12 protein-coding genes, 1 tRNA gene and 2 riboswitches are annotated in these 17,078 nt (G+C 67.9%); of the genes, 11 read left to right on the forward strand and 2 right to left on the reverse strand.

Going from position 1 to position 17,078, the window contains the following annotated elements:
- Positions 1-285 precede the first annotated feature (285 nt).
- Together vapB and vapC are read left to right on the forward strand one after the other, a co-directional pair.
- Complete coding sequence (gene vapB / locus AB4851_RS15795) at positions 286-516, forward strand: type II toxin-antitoxin system VapB family antitoxin (RefSeq protein WP_414443565.1); 231 nt, start codon at positions 286-288, stop codon at positions 514-516.
- Positions 516-917 carry a type II toxin-antitoxin system tRNA(fMet)-specific endonuclease VapC gene (gene vapC, locus AB4851_RS15800; protein WP_414450595.1) on the forward strand — a complete coding sequence of 134 codons (402 nt, stop codon included), beginning with the start codon at positions 516-518 and terminating at the stop codon, positions 915-917. The genes vapB and vapC overlap by 1 nt, the downstream gene beginning before the upstream one ends.
- A 555-nt stretch (positions 918-1,472) precedes the next feature.
- Here the strand turns inward: vapC and AB4851_RS15805 are convergent.
- Positions 1,473-1,548 (reverse strand) — tRNA-Arg (locus tag AB4851_RS15805).
- 253 nt (positions 1,549-1,801) lie between these two features.
- On the opposite strand from AB4851_RS15805, the gene AB4851_RS15810 reads away from it, so the two are divergent.
- The gene (locus AB4851_RS15810; protein ID WP_414450596.1) at positions 1,802-2,761 is read left to right on the forward strand and encodes a c-type cytochrome; all 960 of its coding nucleotides are present in this window, start codon (positions 1,802-1,804) and stop codon (positions 2,759-2,761) included.
- Between the two features lie 96 nt (positions 2,762-2,857).
- On the opposite strand, the gene AB4851_RS15815 is transcribed toward AB4851_RS15810, so the two are convergent.
- Entirely contained in the window at positions 2,858-4,942 is a 2,085-nt protein-coding gene (locus AB4851_RS15815; protein ID WP_414450597.1) for a UvrD-helicase domain-containing protein, read from the reverse strand.
- Between the two features lie 272 nt (positions 4,943-5,214).
- Here AB4851_RS15815 and AB4851_RS15820 point away from each other — a divergent pair, with 272 nt between their 5' ends.
- The 8 genes from AB4851_RS15820 to AB4851_RS15855 all read left to right on the forward strand — a co-directional run bounded on the left by AB4851_RS15820 (position 5,215) and on the right by AB4851_RS15855 (position 17,067).
- Positions 5,215-6,267: an oxidoreductase gene (locus AB4851_RS15820; protein ID WP_414450598.1), complete on the forward strand. Its 1,053-nt coding sequence runs from the start codon at positions 5,215-5,217 to the stop codon at positions 6,265-6,267.
- 174 nt (positions 6,268-6,441) lie between these two features.
- Positions 6,442-6,849, forward strand: coding sequence for a hypothetical protein (locus AB4851_RS15825; RefSeq protein WP_414450599.1), 408 nt, complete (start codon positions 6,442-6,444; stop codon positions 6,847-6,849).
- Positions 6,850-7,597: 748 nt separating this feature from the next.
- Positions 7,598-7,700: riboswitch (glycine riboswitch) on the forward strand.
- Between the two features lie 34 nt (positions 7,701-7,734).
- A riboswitch (glycine riboswitch) is annotated at positions 7,735-7,858 on the forward strand.
- A gap of 96 nt (positions 7,859-7,954) precedes the next feature.
- The gene (gene gcvT, locus AB4851_RS15830; RefSeq protein WP_414450600.1) at positions 7,955-9,073 is read left to right on the forward strand and encodes a glycine cleavage system aminomethyltransferase GcvT; all 1,119 of its coding nucleotides are present in this window, start codon (positions 7,955-7,957) and stop codon (positions 9,071-9,073) included.
- Positions 9,074-9,132: 59 nt separating this feature from the next.
- Entirely contained in the window at positions 9,133-9,513 is a 381-nt protein-coding gene (gene gcvH, locus AB4851_RS15835; protein WP_414450601.1) for a glycine cleavage system protein GcvH, read from the forward strand.
- A 63-nt stretch (positions 9,514-9,576) separates the two neighbouring features.
- On the forward strand, positions 9,577-12,507 hold the full coding sequence (gene gcvP / locus AB4851_RS15840) for an aminomethyl-transferring glycine dehydrogenase (RefSeq protein ID WP_414450602.1): 2,931 nt from the start codon (positions 9,577-9,579) through the stop codon (positions 12,505-12,507).
- Positions 12,508-12,662: 155 nt separating this feature from the next.
- Positions 12,663-13,811: an alginate lyase family protein gene (locus AB4851_RS15845; protein WP_414450603.1), complete on the forward strand. Its 1,149-nt coding sequence runs from the start codon at positions 12,663-12,665 to the stop codon at positions 13,809-13,811.
- Between the two features lie 30 nt (positions 13,812-13,841).
- Complete coding sequence (locus tag AB4851_RS15850; protein ID WP_414443555.1) at positions 13,842-15,230, forward strand: L-serine ammonia-lyase; 1,389 nt, start codon at positions 13,842-13,844, stop codon at positions 15,228-15,230.
- Between the two features lie 121 nt (positions 15,231-15,351).
- Positions 15,352-17,067 carry a thiamine pyrophosphate-binding protein gene (locus AB4851_RS15855; protein ID WP_414450604.1) on the forward strand — a complete coding sequence of 572 codons (1,716 nt, stop codon included), beginning with the start codon at positions 15,352-15,354 and terminating at the stop codon, positions 17,065-17,067.
- Positions 17,068-17,078: the final 11 nt, after the last annotated feature.

Raw genomic sequence — 17,078 nt, forward strand, 5'->3', positions numbered from 1 at the left:
TTTTGGGGCAGGGAGGGGAGAATTTTTGAGGGTTGGGTGGGGGGATGGGCTGGGTTGGGGAGCCGGGGATGAGGAGGTGTCGCAGATCAGCACCTCGACCGATTCCAAGGAGATGTCTGCGGGCCTGTCCGCATTTCTCGAACTGCATTTCCCAGTTTTTTCAGCTACTCCGAAACGCCAGGTTTCTTCCGACGGCCGTCTCAGCACCACAGGTATATCCCGTTGACATATCCTTCAGCGTCACTACAATTGCATATACGTTCAACATATCCCAAGGAGTCCATCGTGGAACAAGGTGCCATCTTCAAAAGCAACCGCAGCCAAGCGGTGCGTCTGCCGAAATCCGTGGCGCTTCCTGACGATGTGAAACGGGTCGACGTGGTGGCGATCGGCCGCGTTCGTATCCTGACCCCTGCCGGCGAGTCCTGGGATAGCTGGTTCGATGGCGAGGGCGTCAGCCCCGACTTCATGTCCACCCGCGGCCAGCCCGCCGATCAGGAACGTGAGGGGTTTTGATGCTCAAGTACATGCTTGATACGAACATCTGCATCTTTACCATCAAGAACAAACCTCACGAAGTTCGCGAGGCCTTCAACCGCTACCATGGCCAACTCTGCATCAGCACGGTGACGTTGATGGAATTGATCTATGGGGCGGAGAAGTCCGCTTCACCGGAGAAAAATCTGGGCGTGGTCGAGGGGTTTGCGGCCCGTCTGGACATCCTGGATTACAACTATGAGGCTGCCGCTCATAGCGGCCAACTCAGAGCCGAACTCGCCAAGACGGGAAAATCGATCGGCCCCTACGACCAAATGATTGCCGGTCATGCACGATCTCGGGGCCTGATTCTGGTAACGAATAATCTTCGGGAGTTTGACCGGGTAGCCGGTCTACGCGTTGAGGACTGGGTAGCGTGAATATTTTCATCGCCATCGCGCATCTTCGAATCGAATTGATGTGAGCGTTTTGATTGTTGCAACCCGGGTTTATTCGTCTATTTTTGGATGCACCTTGGAGCTGTGTATTTTCCAATATCTCGGCACACAAACCAGCGTTTGACGTATACAGCGCGGCATCAAGAATCAAACGCAACGTTGAGTTAATTTGGCAGCGGCCAACTCGATGTCCAAGGCGTCCAGATTCAGTCGCTCGGCTTGTTCGACATGACAGGCCATCCTCGTTCCGCGATCGTAGGTCAGACGCTCACGCAGAAACGCCGGCATCTTTTCATCTGGTGCGTGAACCCTTTCAGGGCATCCTGCGTCGCGCATCCGTCCATTCGACAGAGCGCAATGAACCGCGTTTTACGTTCGACCAGCGTACCGACGCACGAGCGGTTGAATGCACCACTTGCAGTGGGCGCAGTCGCACACGCAGGCCGCCGAGCCGCACATCGCTGCCGGCTGACTGGAATTTCACTGAAGTGGGAGAAAACGCTGAAGCGGCGAAACCGCTGAATGCCTGACTAGGCTTGGTGCGCCCGGCTGGGATCGAACCAGCAACCCCTGCCTTCGGAGGGCAGTACTCTATCCATTGAGCTACGGGCGCTTTTAGAAACCGCGTCACGACCCCGTAAACCTGGGTGCAACGCCGGCAAGAGCGAGAGCATACCTTGTTTCCATGACAGCGTCCACCGCGCGCCGGCCGCCTCCCGCGCGGCTTCCGGCTTGCGGGTAAACGCCCGCCGCGCTGCCCCCTTCCGGGTGAAAAAGAGCCGTCTATAATCATTCGAGCTTCCGTCAACAGCCATTCTGCCGCAGCCGGACCCGACCTAATTCCTATTCACGGAGACGAGGCCAGCATGAGCGAAGCGCCCCATCAGCCCCATCACGAAGCGCCCATCAAGACGCCCGAGCAACTGATCGCCGTCATCGTCGCGTCGTTCGCGATTCCGATCGTGATCATCATCCTGCTCGCCACCTACGTCGATCACGCGTTCCGCGTGGGCGCCGGCACCGACGGCCTGTCGGACGCCGCCGTGGCCGCGCGCATCGCGCCGCTCGCCCAGGTGGACGTCAAGGACGCCAACGCGCCACGCACCTACAAGACCGGCGAAGCGATCTACACGGCGGTCTGTGCGGCCTGCCACGCGGCGGGCGCGGCCGGCGCGCCGAAGTTCGGCAACGCGGGCGACTGGGCGCCGCGCATCGCCCAGGGCTACGACACGCTGCTGCACACCGCACTGGCCGGCAAGGGCGCGATGCCCGCGCGCGGCGGCACGAACCCCGACGACGTCAGCGATTTCGAGATCGCGCGCGCGGTCGTCTACATGGCGAACAAGGGCGGCGCGACCTTCCCCGAACCGGCCGAGCCGGCAGCCAATGCGACACCGAACGCGGCACCGAACGCGACAGGCGCGCCGGGCGCGGCCTCGGGCGCAACGGCGGCCTCGGGTGCAACCGACGCATCGGCCATCCCCGACGCAGCCGCCGCCGCGAACGCGCAGGCCGCCGCCGCCATGGCCGCGATCGCGGCGCTGCCGAAACCGGGCGCCGCCCCCGCTGCGGCGCCGGCCGGCGCCGCGGGCGCAGGCAAGGCGCTCTACGAATCGGTGTGCATGGCCTGCCACGCGGCCGGCGTGCTCGGCGCGCCGAAGTTCGGCAACAAGGCGGACTGGGCGCCGCGCCTGAAGGACCCGATGGACACGGTCTACAACTACGCGCTGCACGGCAAGGGCTCGATGCCGCCGAAGGGCGGTTCGAACGCGTCCGACGCGGACGTCAAGGCGGCCGTCGACTACATGGTGGGCGCGGCGAAGTAAGCCAAACCGCGCAGCCCGCCAGACGCCCGCGCAAAAAAATGGCCCGTGTCCGCAATCCGCGGCACGGGCCATTCTTATCGAAACGCGCCGCCGGGCTTACTTCTGCAGCAACGCCTTCAAGCTCGCCAGCCGATCCTTCGGCGTCATCGGCGCTTCCTCGGGCGTGGGCGGCGGCGCTTCGTCGAGCCCCATTTCGACGATGAAGCGCGACTGCTCGCACACCACCGTCTCGCGCGCCCGCTTGCGCTTCTTGCACCAGTTCAGGTGCAGGCTGCGCTGCGCACGCGTGATCGCCACGTACATGAGCCGGCGCTCTTCCTCGATGCGCGCGTCGTCGACGGCTTCGTCCTCCGAGTTGCCGCGGTGCGGCATCACGCCTTCCTCCACCCCGACCAGGAACACGTGCGGATACTCCAGCCCCTTCGACGCATGCACGGTGGACAGCCGCACCGCGTCGGGGTCGTCCTCCTTGCCTTCGAGCATCGACATCAGCGCGACGGTCTGGATCAGGCCGAGCAGGTTCTTGCCGGTGTCGGCGAGCCCGTCGGCGTTATGGAAGCCCTCGGACTCGCCATCGACGGCCTCGGTTTCGGGCTTGGTGCCCTTGCGCTTGAGCCATTCGAGGAATTCGAGCACGTTCTGCCACTTCGACTGCGCCTGGCGCTCGTCGAACGCGTCGTACAGATACGCCTCGTAGTGGATCGCCTCCATCATGTCGTCGAGCACGGTGGTGGCCGGATCGGTATCGGCACGCTCGGTCAGGCGCTGGATGAAGTCGCAGAACATGCGCAGCGGCTCGACCTGCCGCGCCGACAGCCGCGCCTCGATGCCGCCCATGTACACCGCCTCGAACAGCGACACCTTGGCCTGCCCCGCGAACGAGCCGAGCGCCTCCAGCGTGGTGTTGCCGATGCCGCGGCGCGGCGTGGTGACGGCGCGGATGAACGCCGGATCGTCGTCGGCGTTGGCGATCAGGCGCAGATAGGCGCACAAGTCCTTGATCTCGGCCTTGTCGAAGAACGACTGGCCGCCCGACAGCACGTACGGAATCCGCTCGCGGCGCAGCACCTGCTCGAAGATCCGCGCCTGGAAGTTGCCGCGATACAGGATCGCGTAGTCGCGGAACTGCGTGCGCCGCTCGAACTTGTGCGCCGACAGCCGGAACACCACCGATTCGGCCTCGTGCTCCTCGTCGTTGCACGGCGTGACGGTGATCGTGTCGCCCATGCCGTGCTCGGACCACAGCTTCTTCTCGAACAGCTTCGGGTTGTTGGCGATCACGTTGTTCGCGGCGGTCAGGATCCGCACCGTCGAACGGTAGTTCTGCTCCAGCTTCACGAGATGCAGCTTCGGGAAATCCTTGCCGAGCTGCGCCAGGTTCTCCAGCGTCGCGCCGCGCCAGCCGTAGATCGCCTGATCGTCGTCGCCCACCGCCGTGAACGCGGCGCGCGGGCCGGCCAGCAGCTTGAGCAGCGTGTACTGGCAGGTGTTGGTGTCCTGGTATTCGTCGATCAGCAGGTAGCGCAGCTTGTTCTGCCAGCGGTCGCGCACCTGCTCGTTGCGCTCGAACAGCTCGGCCGGCAAGCGGATCAGATCGTCGAAATCGACCGCCTGATACGCGTGCAGCGTGGCCACGTAATTGCGGAACACCAGCGCGGCCTGCTGCTCGTCCTCGTTGGCGGCGATCGCGAGCGCCTGCTCGGGCGTGACGAGGCCGTTCTTCCACAACGAGATGATGTTCTGGATCTTGCGGATCAGGCCCTTGTCGGTGGTGCCGAGCTGCTCCTGCACCATGCCGAAGCAGTCGTCCGAATCCATGATCGAGAACTGCGGCTTGAGGCCCACGTGCTCGGCCTCCTGGCGCAGGATCTGCACGCCGAGCGAGTGGAACGTGCACACCGTGAGTTGATTCACGGGCACCTTGCGGCCTTCCTTGCCGGGCGTGGTCAGCGTCTTGCCTTCGAGCAGCTTGCCGACGCGCTCGCGCATTTCGGCGGCGGCCTTGTTGGTGAACGTGACGGCCGCGATATGGCGCGGCTCGAACCCCTTGTTCTCGATCAGATGGGCGATCTTCTGGGTGATCACCCGCGTCTTGCCGCTGCCGGCGCCGGCGAGCACGAGACAGGGGCCGTCGAGATAGCGCACCGCTTCGTTTTGAGCGGCATTGAGACCTGCGGACATGGTGGCTGACGGACTGGAGATGCGGATGGCGGCGCCGCCGCCGCGCCTTCGAACAGGGCGCGGTGCGCGCCGCCGGAGGCTGCGCGGATCGGAATACGACGGACGCGGGAGGCCGCATGTTAACACGCCGCCTGCGTGCCGATCGTGACGCCAAAATGGGGCCGGACAACGAATCGGGCTACCGCCCACCCGGCGTGCCGGCGTGTTCGCGCCCCGCTTCGCCGTGCCACAATAGCCGCTCGTTTGATCTCGCTCGCTGACAGGATTCGCTTATGGCTTCTTTGCTGAAAGTAGGTCTGATGGGTTTCGGTTTCGCCGGCGCGACGTTCCACGCGCCCGTGATCGCGCACAGCGGCCGCACCACGGTCGCGGCGATCGCCACCGGGCAGCCCGAGAAGGCGCGCGCCGCCTATCCGCAGGCGGCCGTGGTGGCCGATTTCGAGGCGCTGCTCGCGCACGCCGACGTCGAATGCGTGGTGATCGCCACGCCGAACGACACCCACTTCGATCTGGCCCGCCGCACGCTGGAAGCGGGCAAGCACGTGGTGGTCGACAAGCCGGTCACGCTGAGTTCGGCCGAGGCGCGCACGCTGGCGCGGCTCGCGGCGGACCGCGGGCTGGTGTTCGCGCCGTTCCACAACCGCCGCTGGGACGGCGATTTCCTCACCGTTCGCCAGCTCGTCGCGAGCGGCGAACTGGGCCGCATCACCTGGTTCGAATCGCACTTCGACCGCTTCCGCCCGCAGATCCGCCAGCGCTGGCGCGAGGACGCGACGCGCGGCGGCGGCCTGCTGTTCGATCTCGGCCCGCACCTGATCGACCAGGCGCTGGCGCTGTTCGGCGCGCCGGACACGGTCAGCGCGACGGTGCGCGCGCGCCGCGACGGCTCGGAGGCCGCCGACCTGATCCACCTGGTGCTCGGCTATCCGGACAAGGAAGTGGCGCTGCACGCGAGCGCGCTCGCGGCGATCGAGCCGGCGCGCTTCACCGTGCTCGGCACGCGCGGCGGCTATCAGAAGTTCGGGCTGGACACGCAGGAAGATCAACTCAAGGCGGGCCTGACGCCCGACGACGTCGAATTCGGCGGCGGCAACCACCCCGGCGTGCTGCATCTGCTCGACGGCGACGTCGAGACGGAACGCCCGGTGCCCACGCTCGACGGTCAGTACGCCGAGTTCTACCGCGCGCTGGCTGCCTCGATCCACGATCGCGCGCCGTTCCCGGTGACGGCCCAGGATGCCGTCGACGTGATGGCGATCATCGAGCTGGCCGATCGCAGCGAGCGCGAAGGCCGCCGCCTGCCGTTCGTGCGCGAAACGTTTTGACACCGGCGTACGCGCTCGCCGGTACAAACCGTTACAAAAGTCTCGGGAACCCGAACTGACTTAGGAATAGTCTCAATCGTGCTTAAAACGGCCGGCCCCGAGAGGGCCGGCTTCGTTTTCGGCACGCCGCACCCGCATTCGCGCCTCACCGATCCGCCACAAGGAGAACGATTCATGCAACGGTTGATCCGTACGGCCCTCGGCGCCGCCCTCGTCGCCTCGCTGGCCGCGTGCGTGGTCACGCCGCCGCCGAAGCGATGGACGCCGCGTCCGCGCCCCGTTCAACCGGCCCCCGTCCAGCCGACGCTGCCGCCCCCGCCGCAACCGGCGCCGCCGCCGGTGGGCGTCGAGCGCATGAACGACATCCTGGCCCGGATCGACAGCCTCGGCGGGCGCATCGATTCGCGCGTGACGGGTGGCGCCTATCCGCCCCCGCAAGGCCGCGCGCTGCATCGCCGGCTCGACGTGATCCGCCAGGAAGCGAACGACATGAGCGCCCAGCACGGCGGCGGCCTGACCGCCGACGAACAGCGCGTGCTGAACCAGGAACTCGATACGGCCGCGCGCGCGATCGGCGTGTAAGCGGTGGGTGTGGGCGGGTGAGCGCGACGTGCGCCGCCGGCTCCGCGCCGTTCTTTCTCCGTCTTCGTTTCATCTCGCAAGCCGCCGTGACGCGGCATCGCGTGGCGCGCCGTCGGCTCCGCGCCCGGCTTTTCCCTCTCCGTTCATCTCGCAAGCCGCCATGGCGCGGCCTCGCGCGGCGCGCCGTCGGCTCCGCGCCCGGCTTTCTCCCTCTCCGTTCATCTCGCAAGCCGCCATGGCGCGGCACCGCGCGGCGCGCCGTCGGCTCCGCGCCCGGCTTTCTCCCTCTCCGTTTCATCCCGCAAGCCGCCATGGCGCGGCCTCGCGCGGCGCTCCCGGAGCCCGCTCCGCGCGACTTGTTCACCGCTCGCCCACCGGTTATCCCAAGGCTTGTCCACCGCGAACGGGCAGTTGCCCACCGCTTATCCCACGGTTTTCCGGCCCCCTTTCCACAGCTTTTTCAGCGCTTTTCCACCCGGTTATCCACCGCCTTATCCCACACTTCGCCCCTGCTTACCCACCCGTTATCCACCGCCTGCCCACCGCTTATCCCCAGCAAATCCCGCGCTTGCCCACGTAGTCATCCACACGATTTTCCACAGCCGAACAGCCGGTTACCCCCTGCCGTTCCACACCTTGTCCACCGGCTTATCCCCAGCCTCGCCACGCAGGCGTGCGACATCCGCCTGCCGCCAGGCGACATGAATTTGCGCAAATTGACAAGCCGTTGGGCCTCGCGTACATTCGCCGGCACGCGTCGGGAGAGCGCGCAGCAGCCGGTACATCGGCTCGCCGCGCCGCCGAAGGGGCACACCCGCAAACTCTCAGGCAAAAGGACCGACCGCGTCGAAACACCGTGCGCGCCGCCAATGCGGCGCGTCGCGCGTTTCGAACTCTGGAGAGCGGCAGTAGCCCGTGCGAACGCACCGGCAAGCTGCCCACCGAAGGGGCGCGCGCAGGCCGGTCACGGCCGCGCAATCTCTCAGGTACCAAGGACAGAGGGGCTTGGCAAGGATTCACTGGCGTCGTGTCGCCCGTGCATCCCGCGAATTGCCAGATCGTTGTCACGCTCGCGCACCCGCGCGGACGGAACCCCGAGGCCCCGATGACCGCACTCAAACACACCCCGCTTCACGCCGCGCATACGGCGCTCAATGCCCGCATGGTCGATTTCGGCGGCTGGGACATGCCCGTGAACTACGGCTCCCAGCTCGACGAGCACCGTGCCGTGCGCACCGATGCGGGCATGTTCGACGTGTCGCACATGTGCGTCGTCGATTTCCGCGGCGAGCGCGTGCGCGCGTTCTTCGAGCACGCCATCGCCAACCACGTCGGCAAGCTGCAAACCCCGGGCAAGGCGCTCTATTCGTGCCTGCTGAACCCGGAAGGCGGCGTGATCGACGACCTGATCGTCTATTACTTCACCGAAAACTTCTTCCGCGTGGTGGTCAACGCCGGCACCGCCGAGAAAGATCTCGCCTGGTTCGCGCGCCTGAACGCCGACGGCGGCTTCGGCCTCGAGATCACGCCGCGCCGCGAGCTGGCGATCGTCGCCGTGCAAGGCCCGAACGCGCGCGCCAAGGCCTGGGACACGATTCCCGCCGCCCGCGCCGCCACCAGCGAACTGAAGCCGTTCAACGCCGCGCAGGTCGCCGGCACGCCGTTCGGCGACCTCACCGTTGCCCGCACCGGCTACACGGGCGAGGACGGCTTCGAGATCATCGTGCCGGCCAGCCACGTCGAAGCGCTGTGGAATGCGCTGGTCGCCCAGGGCGTGCGCCCGGCCGGGCTCGGCGCGCGCGACACGCTGCGCCTCGAAGCCGGCATGAACCTCTACGGCCAGGACATGGACGACACCGTCTCGCCGCTCGACGCGGGCCTGGCCTGGACGGTCGACCTCGCCGCCCCGCGCGATTTCGTCGGCCGCGCCGCGCTCGAAGCCAACGGCCAGCGCGCCGCCTTCGTCGGCCTGATCCTGCTGAAGGAAAACGGCAAGGCCGGCGGCGTGCTGCGCGCCCACCAGAAGGTCGTCACCGCGCACGGCGAAGGCGAGATCACGAGCGGCACCTTCTCGCCCACCATGCAGGAATCGATCGCGTTCGCGCGCGTGCCGGCCGGCGTATCGGCGGGCGATGCGGTGCAGGTGCAAATCCGGGACAAAAACCTTCCCGCGCGCGTGGTAAAACTCCCGTTCGTGCGCAACGGCAAGGTGCTGGCCGTCTGACGGCCCCCTCCCGCGCGCACGGCGAACTTCAACGCACAAAACCCAATCAGGAGCATCCGATGAGCAACGTCCCGGCCGATCTGAAATACACCGACGAACACGAATGGATCCGCACCGAAGCTGACGGCACGCTGACGGTCGGCATCACCGATCACGCGCAGAGCACGCTCGGCGACATCGTCTTCCTCGAACTCCCGGAAGTCGGCAAGCAGTTCAAGGAAGGCGAAGCAGTCGGCGTCGTCGAATCGGTCAAGGCCGCTTCCGACATCTACTCGCCGGTATCGGGCGAGATCCTCGCCGTCAACGCCGACGCGATCGACACGCCGGAATCGGTCAACGAAGACGCCTACGAAGCCTGGCTCTTCAAGATCAAGCTCGCCCCCGGCGCCAGCACCGACAAGCTGATCGACGCAGCCGCGTACACCAAGCTGATCGACTAAGCGTTTTACGACCCGCGCGGCGCGCCCGGCTCCGGTGCGCGCCGCCACCCCGCAGGACATGCCATGAAGCTCGACCATCCGGATCACCTGATGAACCGCACGCCCCTCTCGCTCGCCGCGCTCGAAACGCACGACGCGTTCGCCGAACGCCATATCGGCCCCGACGCCGCCAGCCAGCAGGCGATGCTCGACACGCTCGGCTTCGCGTCGCGCGCGGCGCTGATGGATGCGGTGATTCCCGCCGCGATCCGCCGCGACGAAACGCTGCCGCTCGGCCCGTTCACGCAGCCGAAAAGCGAAGCGGAAGCGCTCGCCGCGCTGCGCGAGCTGGCGAATCAGAACCAGGTGTTCCGGACCTTCATCGGCCAGGGCTATTACAACGCGCATACGCCGGCCGTGATCCTGCGTAACGTGCTCGAAAATCCGGCCTGGTACACGGCCTACACGCCGTACCAGCCCGAAATCTCGCAAGGCCGCCTCGAAGCGCTGCTGAACTTCCAGCAAATGGTGACCGACCTCACCGGCCTCGCCATCTCGAACGCCTCGCTGCTCGACGAGGCCACCGCCGCCGCCGAGGCGATGACGCTGCTGCAACGCAACGGCAAGCCGAAGTCGAACCGCTTCTTCGTGGCCGACGACGTGCTGCCGCAAACGCTCGAAGTGATTCGCACGCGCGCCGTGCCGGTCGGCATCGAAATCGTCACCGGCCCGGCCGCGCAAGCCGCCGAGGCCAACGCGTTCGGCGTGCTGCTGCAATACCCGGGCGTGGACGGCGACGTGCGCGACTACCGCGCGCTGACCGAAGCCGTGCACGCGGCCGGCGGCCACGTGGTGGTGGCGGCCGACCTGCTCGCGCTGACGGTGCTGACGCCGCCGGGCGAATGGGGCGCGGATGTCGCGATCGGCAACACCCAGCGCTTCGGCGTGCCGGTCGGCTTCGGCGGCCCGCACGCCGCGTACCTCGCGGTGCGCGACGAATTCAAGCGGCAGATGCCGGGCCGGCTGGTCGGCGTGACCGTCGATGCGCAAGGCAAGCCGGCGATGCGCCTCGCGCTGCAAACGCGCGAGCAGCACATCCGCCGCGAGAAGGCCACCTCCAACGTGTGTACGGCGCAGGCGTTGCTCGCCATCATGGCCAGCTCGTACGCCGTCTATCACGGCCCGCGCGGCCTCAAGACCATCGCGCTGCGCGTGAACCGCATCGCCGGCCTGCTGGCCGCGGGCCTCGGGCAGCTCGGCTTCGCGCTCGTCAACGACACGTTCTTCGACACGCTGACCATCGAAGCCGGCGCGCAGGCCACGGCGCTGCACGACGCGGCGCGCGGCAAGCGCATCAACCTGCGCCGCGCCGGCGAAACGCGCGTCGGCGTGTCGATCGACGAAACCACCACGCGCGCCGACCTGGCCGACCTGCTGGCCGTGTTCGCCACGGTGGCGGGGGCCGCCGCGCCGTCGGTCGAGGAACTCGACGCCGCGCTGCCGGGCGCGCCGGTGCTGCCGGCCGACCTCGAACGCACCAGCGCCTACCTGACGCACCCGGTGTTCAACCGCCATCATTCGGAAACGGAAATGCTGCGCTACCTGCGCAGCCTGTCGGACAAGGATCTCGCGCTAGACCGCTCGATGATCCCGCTCGGCTCGTGCACGATGAAGCTGAACGCCACCTCGGAAATGCTGCCGGTCACCTGGCCCGAATTCGGCCAGATCCACCCGTTCGCGCCGGAAGATCAAACGGTGGGCTATCGCACCATGATCGCCCAGCTCGAACAGATGCTGGTGGCGGCCACCGGCTATGCGGCCGTGTCGCTGCAGCCGAACGCCGGCTCGCAGGGCGAATACGCGGGCCTGCTGATCATCGACGCGTATCACGCCTCGCGCGGCGAAGGCCATCGCGACGTCTGCCTGATCCCGGCGTCGGCGCACGGCACCAACCCGGCCTCGGCGCACATGGCCGGCATGAAGGTGGTGGTGGTGGCCTGCGACGAGCAGGGCAACGTCGACATCGCCGACCTGAAGGCCAAGGCGGATCAGCACTCGGCCAACCTCGCCGCGATCATGATCACCTACCCGTCCACCCACGGCGTGTTCGAGCAGAACGTGCGCGAGATCTGCGAGATCGTGCACGCGCACGGCGGCCAGGTGTACGTGGACGGCGCCAACATGAACGCGATGGTCGGCCTGACCGCGCCGGGCCAGTTCGGCGGCGACGTGTCGCACCTGAACCTGCACAAGACGTTCTGCATCCCGCACGGCGGCGGCGGCCCGGGCGTCGGCCCGGTCGCGGTCGGCGCGCACCTCGCGAAGTTCCTGCCGAACCAGCGCTCGACCGGCTACACGCGCGACGCCGACGGCATCGGCGCGGTGTCGGCCGCGCCGTACGGCTCGGCCTCGATCCTGCCGATCTCGTGGATGTACATCGCGATGATGGGCGCGCGCAACCTGACGGCCGCCACCGAAGTGGCGATCCTCAACGCGAACTACATCGCGCGCCGCCTCGCGCCGCATTACCCGGTGCTGTATTCGGGCCCCGGCGGCCTGGTCGCGCACGAATGCATTCTCGATTTGCGCCCGATCAAGGAATCGAGCGGCATCACGGTGGACGACGTGGCCAAACGCCTGATGGACTACGGCTTCCACGCGCCGACCATGAGCTTCCCGGTGCCCGGCACGCTGATGGTCGAGCCGACCGAATCGGAATCGCAGGAGGAACTCGACCGCTTCATCGACGCGATGGTGGCGATCCGCGAGGAAATCCGCGCCGTCGAGGAAGGCCGCGCCGATCGCGAGGACAACCCGCTGCGCCACGCGCCGCACACCGCCGCGGTGGTCACCGCGAACGAGTGGAACCACGCCTATTCGCGCGAACAGGCCGCGTTCCCGGTGGCGTCGCTGGCCACCGGCAACAAGTACTGGCCGCCGGTCGGCCGCGCCGACAACGTCTACGGCGACCGGAACCTGTTCTGCGCCTGCGTGCCGATGTCCGACTACGCCTGAGCGAACGCCTGACGCTTCCCTCGCCGCCCGCCATGCGTCGCGCCGCCGCGCCTGCCACCGCCCTCGGGCCGGCGGGCGCGGCGGCGCGCGGTCGCGTTCGTTACCAAGTCCGGCTACCATCACACACCGCCATCCAGCCAAACGAGGAGTTCCGCATGGTGCGCAAGGTGTTACCGGACAACACGGCCGTCCATCGCGTGAGGGCCGCCGCCGCGCGGCCTCGCTGGCGGGCGTTCGCACCGGCCGTCGCGGCCTGCGTCGCGTTCGCCGCTTCGGTCGGCGCGTCGCCCGCTCGGGCGGCCATGAATTTCTGCGCCGCGCCCGCGCTGCAGAGCAACGAATCGACTTCCGCCGAACCCGGCATCCAGGCGCTGATCCGCGGCGTCGACGCGCACCTGAACGACGCGCCGAACGCGATGCAGCACCTTCATACCGAGGGGCTGCTGCCGCATGAAGGCATCCGCGATCAAAGCGAGGCCGCGCTCGACGACATGGAGCGCATGCGCGACGCGGCACTGGCCTGGCGCGTCACCAACAAGCCGGCCTACCTCGCGTTCGTGAACCGTTTCCTGCTCGCCTGGGTCACCACCTACGAGCCGGATTTCAATCCGATCGACGAAACCCGTTTCGAAAGCCTGATCGTCGCGTATGACATGACGGCGAGCACGCTGCCGGTGAAAACGCGCAACGCCGCGTCGGCGTTCATCGCCAAGCTCGGCGCCGGCTACGTCGCGCAGGTCGAGGCGCAGCCGCGCCCGCTCACGGGCGTGTGGCGCAACAACTGGCAGAGCCACCGGATCAAGCTGATCGCGCTGGCCGCGTTCACGCTCGGCGACCGCAAGATGATGAACGCCGCGCAGCGCCTGTTCGTCGAGCATCTGGCCGACAACATCAAGCCCGACGGCACCACCATCGATTTCGAGGAGCGCGACGCGCTCCACTACACCGTCTACGACCTGCAGCCGCTCGTCACGGCCGCCTTGGCCGCGCGCCGCTTCAACCGCAACTGGCTCGGCGAGCGCGGCGCGAACGGCGCGACGCTGAAGGCCGCGCTCGACTGGCTGGTGCCGTACGCGCGCGGCGAGAAGACCCACGAAGAATTCGTCAACTCCACCGTGCCGTTCGACGCCAAACGGCGCGAAGCCGGCCTGCCCGGCTACTCGGGGCCGTGGGCGCCGAAGAACGCCACCGAACTGTTCCACCTCGCGGCCCGTCTCGACGGCCGCTACAACAGCGTCGCGCAATCGCTGTCGCCGCAGCCGCCCGCGTGGCTGGCCGCGTGCCTGCCATTGCCGGCGCGTTAATTCACCCGCTCCGCATACAGGAACTCCCCCATGGCAGTCAGCGTGTTCGATCTCTTCAAAATCGGGATAGGCCCGTCCAGCTCGCATACGGTCGGACCGATGCGCGCCGCGCTGATGTTCGTCCAGGGGCTGGAGCGCGACGCGCTGCTCGAACGCACGGCCACCGTGCGCGTCGACCTGTACGGCTCGCTCGGCGCGACCGGCAAGGGCCACGGCACCGATCGCGGCGTGATGCTCGGCCTGATGGGCGACGCGCCCGACACGGTCGATCCCGACACCATCGATGCGCGGCTGGCCGCCGTGCGCGACAGCAAATCGCTGTCGCTGCTGGGCCGCCACCCGGTGCCGTTCTCGATCAAGGAGCAGATCGGCTTCTACCGCCAGGCGCTGCCCGAGCATCCGAACGCGATGACGCTGCGCGCGCGCGACGCGGCCGGCGAGGCGCTGCGCGAAACCACCTATCTGTCGGTCGGCGGCGGCTTCGTGGTGACGGCCGGCGCGGCGAACACCAAGGTGCTGAACGCGGCCGACCAGATGCCCTACCCGTTCAGCTCCGGCGCCGAGCTGCTGGCGCTGACCGCCTCCACCGGCAAGTCGATCGCGCAACTGATGTGGGACAACGAACGCGCCTGGAACGACGAGGCCACCACCCGCAGCGGCCTGTTGAAGATCTGGGACGTGATGCAGTCGTGCGTGTCGCGCGGCTGCGGGATCGGCAACCCCGATGCCGAAGGCACGCTGCCGGGGCCGTTCCAGGTCAAGCGCCGCGCGCCGCAGCTCTATCGCACGTTGAGCGGCAACCCCGAGCAGGCGCTGCGCGATCCGCTGTCGATGGTCGACTGGATCAACCTCTACGCGATCGCCGTCAACGAGGAGAACGCCGCCGGCGGGCGCGTGGTCACCGCGCCCACCAACGGCGCGGCCGGCATCATCCCGGCGGTGCTGCACTACTACGCGCGCTTCGTGCCGGGCGCGAGCGAACAGGGCGTGATCGACTTCCTGATGACAGCCGCCGCGATCGGCATCCTCTACAAGCTCAACGCGTCGATCTCGGGCGCCGAGGTGGGCTGCCAGGGCGAAGTGGGCGTGGCCTGCTCGATGGCGGCCGGCGCGCTGGCCGCCGTGATGGGCGGCACGCCGCGCCAGGTCGAGAACGCCGCCGAGATCGGCATGGAACACAACCTCGGGCTGACCTGCGACCCGGTCGGCGGGATGGTGCAGATTCCGTGCATCGAGCGCAACGCGATGGCGTCGGTGAAGGCCGTCAACGCGGCGCGCATGGCGCTGCGCGGCGACGGCAGCCATTACGTGTCGCTCGATTCGGTGATCAAGACGATGCGCGAAACCGGCGCCGACATGAAGACCAAGTACAAGGAAACCTCGCGCGGCGGGCTGGCGGTCAATATCGTCGAGTGTTGAGCCGGCCGTGAGCCGTGACGGCGCGGCGCACCGCCGCCGCGCCCGCGTTTTTCGTTACTCCCGCGTGGTTCCTATCCGGCGTAAGCTATCCCCCTCGCCACCGAGAGGGAGCCCGCAGCCCATGCCGTCCACCCCGGATTCCGCCGCCCCGGCCAGCGTCAACGGCGCGCGACTGCTCGTCGACGCCTTGCTGGCCAACCATGTCGAGCGCGTGTTCTGCGTGCCCGGCGAAAGCTTCCTCGCCGTGCTCGACGCACTCGGCGACGAAACCGCCCGCATCGCCACCCTCGTCTGCCGCCACGAAGCCGCCGCCGCGAACATGGCCGAGGCCACCGGCAAGCTCACGGGCCGGCCCGGCATCGCGTTCGTCACGCGCGGCCCGGGCGCGGCGCATGCGTCGATCGGCGTGCACACCGCATTCCAGGATTCCACGCCGATGATCCTGTTCGTCGGCCAATGCGCGCGCGAGCATCTCGATCGCGAGGCGTTCCAGGAAATCGATTACCGCCGCATGTTCGGCGAGATGGCGAAGTGGGTCGCGCAGATCGACGACGCGCGCCGCATCCCCGAATACTTGAGCCAGGCGTTCCATGTCGCCACCGCGGGCCGGCCCGGCCCGGTGGTGCTCGCGCTGCCGGAGGATCTGCTGTCCGATCCGTGCGCGCCGCAGCCGGTGCTGCCGGCCGCGAAGCGGATCGCGGCGTCGCCGTCCGATGCGCAGGTGGCGGAGTTGCGCGAGCGGCTCGCGCGCGCCGAACGGCCGCTCGCGATCGTCGGCGGCAGCGGCTGGACGCGCGACGCCTGCGCCGACCTGCGCCGCTTCGCCGAAGCCTGGCAACTGCCGGTGGCCTGCGCGTTCCGCTATCAAGACACGTTCGACAACGCCCATCCGCTCTATGCGGGCGACGTCGGGCTCGGCATCAATCCGGCGCTCGGCAAACGCATTCGCGAGGCGGACCTGCTGCTCGCGATCGGCCCGCGGCTCGGCGAGGCCACCACCGGCGGCTACACGTTGCTCGACATCCCCAAGACCCGGCAGGCGCTGATCCACGTGCATCAGGGCGCGGAGGAACTGGGCCGGGTGTATGCGGCGGACCTGCCGATCGTCTCCGGGATGCCCGAAATCGCCGCGCGGCTGGCCTCGCTCGCGCCGCCCGAGGTGCTGCCGTGGGCCGGCAGCGCGGCCGACGCGCACGCGGCCTACGACGCGTGGCGCGCGCCGCTGCCGATGCCGGGCGACGTGCAGTTGGGCGAGATCATGCAGCAGTTGCGCGAGCGGTTGCCGCACGACGCGATCGTCAGCAACGGCGCGGGCAACTACGCCACCTGGTTGCATCGTCATTACCCGTATCGCGCGTTTCGCTCGCAACTGGCGCCGACCAACGGCGCGATGGGCTACGGCGTGCCGGCCGCGCTGGCGGCGAAATCCTTGTATCCGCAACGGGTTGCGGTGGCGCTGGCCGGCGACGGCTGCTTCATGATGGCCGGCCACGAACTCGCCACGGCCATGCAGTACGGCCTGAACGTGGTGGTGATCGTGGTCAACAACCAGCATTTCGGCACGATCCGCATGCATCAGGAACGCCATTACCCGGGGCGCGTGCACGGCACCGGCCTGACCAACCCCGATTTCGCCGCCTATGCGCGCGCGTTCGGCGCGCATGGCGAAACGGTGCTCGCCACGGCGGAATTCGCACCGGCGCTCGAACGTGCGTTGGCCGCGAACTTGCCGGCGCTGATCGAGATCCGCGTGCCGCAGGAGGCGAGCACGCCGTCCGCGACGCTCGCGCAGGTGCGCGAACAGGGCCGCAAGCTGCGCGGCGAGCCGGGTAATTGAGCGTGAGCCTG

It is taken from the genome of Burkholderia sp. 22PA0099 (genome assembly GCF_047497165.1).
In the GTDB taxonomy this organism is placed as follows: Bacteria; Pseudomonadota; Gammaproteobacteria; order Burkholderiales; family Burkholderiaceae; genus Burkholderia.